Source organism: Streptomyces phytophilus (assembly GCF_013870535.1).
Lineage (GTDB): Bacteria > Actinomycetota > Actinomycetes > Streptomycetales > Streptomycetaceae > Streptomyces > Streptomyces phytophilus.
In genome coordinates, this window is record NZ_JACBXC010000532.1 from 1 (window position 1) to 4015 (window position 4015).

The 4015-nt window shown below is 73.2% G+C and carries 2 protein-coding genes and 1 pseudogene; all 3 read left to right on the forward strand.

The window, feature by feature from the left end; genetic code table 11:
- Positions 1-202, forward strand: a pseudogene (locus H5J30_RS20710) (ribonuclease D); the annotation flags it as partial.
- A gap of 265 nt (positions 203-467) precedes the next feature.
- The gene (locus H5J30_RS20715; RefSeq protein WP_181788897.1) at positions 468-1688 is read left to right on the forward strand and encodes a thiolase family protein; all 1221 of its coding nucleotides are present in this window, start codon (positions 468-470) and stop codon (positions 1686-1688) included.
- The gene (locus H5J30_RS20720; protein WP_181788898.1) at positions 1685-3817 is read left to right on the forward strand and encodes a 3-hydroxyacyl-CoA dehydrogenase NAD-binding domain-containing protein; all 2133 of its coding nucleotides are present in this window, start codon (positions 1685-1687) and stop codon (positions 3815-3817) included. Before H5J30_RS20715 ends, H5J30_RS20720 begins: the two co-directional genes overlap by 4 nt.
- Positions 3818-4015: the final 198 nt, after the last annotated feature.

Genomic DNA, 4015 nt, shown 5'->3' on the forward strand with positions numbered 1-4015 from the left:
CGCGTCGGTGACGGCGCGGGCGGAGGAGCTGGGCCTGCCGCAGGAGAACCTGATCGCGCCGGACACGGTGCGGCGCATCTGCTGGGAGCCGCCGAAGGACCCCACCGAGGAGTCGGTGGCGGCGGCCCTGACCCAGCTGGGCGCCCGCCCGTGGCAGATCGAACAGGTCACCCCCCTCCTGACGGCAGCGGTCACGGACTGACCGACCCGGCCGGGGCAGGGCCCCCAGCCGGGGATGCGGCACACGCGGGCCGCGGGTACGGACACCCGCGGTTCCGCAGCTGCCGCGGCGCGGCAGCCGCACGTACGGACCGCGGACCGGCCGCCGCCGGGCGTGGTGTGGGGCACACCTTCCGGCAGGCCCCTGGGCACCTCTCGTTACCGGCGAGTAGCATGGGCCCGGAGCCGCGCCGCCCCCCCGGCGGGCCGGCGCCACGAGAACCCGCACCCCCTCCGGAGGAGAGCCCGTGCCTCGTACCGCAAGGGACGTCGTCTTCGTCGACGGCGTCCGCACCCCGTTCGGCAAGGCGGGCCCGAAGGGCATCTACCACGAGACCCGCGCCGACGACCTCGTGGTCAAGTGCATCCGCGAGCTGCTGCGCCGCAACCCCGCCCTCGACCCCGCCGCCGTCGACGACGTCGCCGTCGCCGCCACCACCCAGATCGGCGACCAGGGCCTGACCATCGGCCGCACCGCCGGCATCCTCGCCGGCCTGCCGCCCACCGTGCCCGGGTACTCCATCGACCGGATGTGCGCCGGCGCCATGACCGCCGTGACGACGACCGCCGCCTCCACCGCCTTCGGCGCGTACGACATCGCCCTCGCCGGCGGCGTCGAGCACATGGGCCGGCACCCGATGGGCGAGGCCGTCGACCCCAACCCGCGGTTCGTCTCGGAGAAGCTCGTCGACGAGTCCGCGCTGTTCATGGGCATGACCGCGGAGAACCTGCACGACCGCTTCCCGCACCTGACCAAGGCCCGCGCCGACGAGTACGCAGTGCACTCGCAGGAGAAGGCCGCCAAGGCGTACGCGAACGGCCGGATCCAGGCCGACCTCGTGCCCATCTCCGTCCGCCGTACGAACGAAGAGGCCGGGGAGACCGGCTGGGGCCTGGCCACCCGGGACGAGCCGATGCGCCCCGGCACCACCCTGGCGAACCTCGCGTCGCTCAAGACCCCGTTCCGCGCCCACGGCCGGGTCACCGCGGGCAACGCCGCCGGGCTCAACGACGGCGCCACCGCCTCCCTCGTCGCCGCCGAGGACGTGGCGCGCGCGGCCGGGCTGCCGGTGAAGATGCGGCTCGTGTCGTTCGCCTTCGCGGGTGTGGAGCCCGAGGTGATGGGCGTCGGTCCCATCCCGTCCACCGAGAAGGCGCTCGCCAAGGCGGGCCTGGGCATCGGCGACATCGGCCTGTTCGAGATCAACGAGGCGTTCGCCGTGCAGGTGCTGGCGTTCCTCGACCACTTCGGCCTCCCCGACGACGACCCCCGCGTCAACCAGTACGGCGGCGCCATCGCCTTCGGCCACCCGCTCGCCTCCTCCGGCGTGCGGCTGATGACGCAGCTGGCGCGGCAGTTCGAGGAGCAGCCGCAGGTGCGCTACGGCATCACCACCATGTGCGTCGGCTTCGGCATGGGCGGCACGGTCATCTGGGAGAACCCGCACTTCGAGGGGGCAGGCAAGTGAGCAGCAGCACCGTGGAACTTCTCAAGGGCGCGGCCGAGCGCTTCCCCGACGAGGTCGTCACGCAGGCGCACGTACGCCACCTCGACCTGCCCGGCGGCGCCGGCCGATTCGCGCTGATCACCCTGGACAACGGCTTCGACCACACCAAGCCGACGACCTTCGGCCCGCAGTCGCTCGCGCACCTCGACGCCGCGCTCGACCAGGTCGAGAAGGAGGCCGCGGACGGCGACATCATCGGCGTCGGCGTGACCGGCAAGCCGTTCATTTTCGCCGTCGGCGCCGACCTCAAGGGCGTCGAGGTACTCGGGCACCGCGACGAGGCCCTGGCCATCGGGCGCGGCGGGCACGAGGTGTTCAAGCGGCTGGCGGACCTCGCCGTGCCGACGTTCGCGTACTACAACGGCGCCGCGATGGGCGGCGGCGTCGAGATCGGCCTGCACTGCACGTACCGCACGGTGTCGTCCACCGTGCCCGCGTTCTCGCTGCCGGAGGTCTTCCTCGGCCTCGTGCCGGGCTGGGGCGGCTGCACGCTGCTGCCGAACCTGATCGGCGCGGACCGCGCGGTCACCGTCGTGATCGAGAACAGCCTCAACCAGAACCGGCAGCTCAAGGGCAAGCAGGTCTACGACCTGGGCATCGCGGACGCGGTCTTCGAGGGCGCCGACTTCCTGGAGCAGTCCCTCGCGTGGACCGCCGCCGTCCTCGGCGGCGAACTGGAGGTCGTACGCCCGGACATCGACCGCGGCGAGGAGTGGGACGCGGCGATCGAGCGCGGCCGGGCCGTCGCCGACGACAAGGTGCACGGCGCCGCCCCCGCGGCGTACCGCGCGCTGGACATCATGGCCGCGGCGAAGAACGGCGACCTGCGGCAGGGCTTCGCGGCCGAGGACGAGGCACTGGCCGACCTGATCATGGGCGGCGAGCTGCGGGCCGGGATCTACGCCTTCGACCTCGTGCAGCGGCGCGCCAAGCGGCCCGCCGGGGCGCCGGACAAGAGCCTCGCCCGTCCGGTCACGAAGGTCGGCGTGGTCGGGGCCGGGCTGATGGCCTCGCAGCTGGCGCTGCTCTTCGTCCGCCGGCTCGAAGTCCCCGTCGTGCTCACGGACATCGACCAGGAGCGCATCGACAAGGGCGTGGCGTGGGTCCACGAGCAGGTCGACATGCTGCTGCTGAAGGGCCGGGTGAACCAGGACGCGGCCAACCGGCTCAAGGCGCTGGTCACCGGGTCGCTGGACAAGGCCGCGGCGTTCGCGGACGCCGACTTCGTCATCGAGGCGGTCTTCGAGGAACTCTCCCTCAAGCAGCGGATCTTCGCCGAGCTGGAGGAGGTCGTCCCGCCGACGGCGATCCTGGCGACGAACACCTCGTCCCTGTCGGTGACGGAGATGGCGGCCGGGCTCAAGCATCCGGAGCGGGTCGTCGGCTTCCACTTCTTCAACCCGGTGGCGATCCTGCCGCTGCTGGAGATCGTCCGGGCCGGCGGCACCGACGACGCCTCGCTGGCCACCGCGTTCGCCGTCGCCAAGAAGCTGAAGAAGTCGGCCGTGCTGGTCAAGGACGCCCCGGCGTTCGTCGTCAACCGCATCCTGACCCGCTTCATGGGCGAGGTGCTGGGCGCCGTGGACGAGGGCACGCCGGTGGAGGCCGCGGACGGGGCGCTGGCGCCGCTCGGGCTGCCGATGTCGCCGATCGTGCTGCTCGACCTGGTCGGCCCCGCGGTCGCCCACCACGTCGCGGGCACCCTCGCGGCGGCCTTCCCGGACCGCTTCGCGCAGTCGGAGAACCTGGGCCGGGTCGTGGAGGCGGGCAAGCGGACGCTGTACGTCCATGACTCCGGCAAGCCGGAGCTGGACCCCGAGGTGGCGGCGCTCTTCCGGACCGGCGACACGGTGCTGACGGAGGAGCAGGTACGCGACCGGGCGCTGGACGCCATCGCGCAGGAGATCCGGCTGATGCTGGACGAGGGCGTCGTGGCCGAGGCGCAGGACATCGACCTGTGCCTGATCACCGGCGCGGGCTGGCCGTTCCACCTGGGCGGCATCACGCCGTACCTGGACCGGGCGGGCGTCAGCGAGCGCGTCACGGGCCGCCGGTTCCTGGCGCCGGGCGTGGCGAGCGTCCCGGAGTAGCGCCGCGCCGCCCGTGCCCCGGCCGCCGGTCCGCGTTCCGGCCGCCGGGGCACGGGTGTGTCGTACGGGCGTGGGAGGCTGGGCGGCATGGACGCCTCGCTCCCCCTGCTCGTCGTGGACGCCGCCAACGTCGTCGGCTCGGTGCCGGACGGCTGGTGGCGCGCACAGGCCACGGGCAGGCACATCGACCTGGACGAC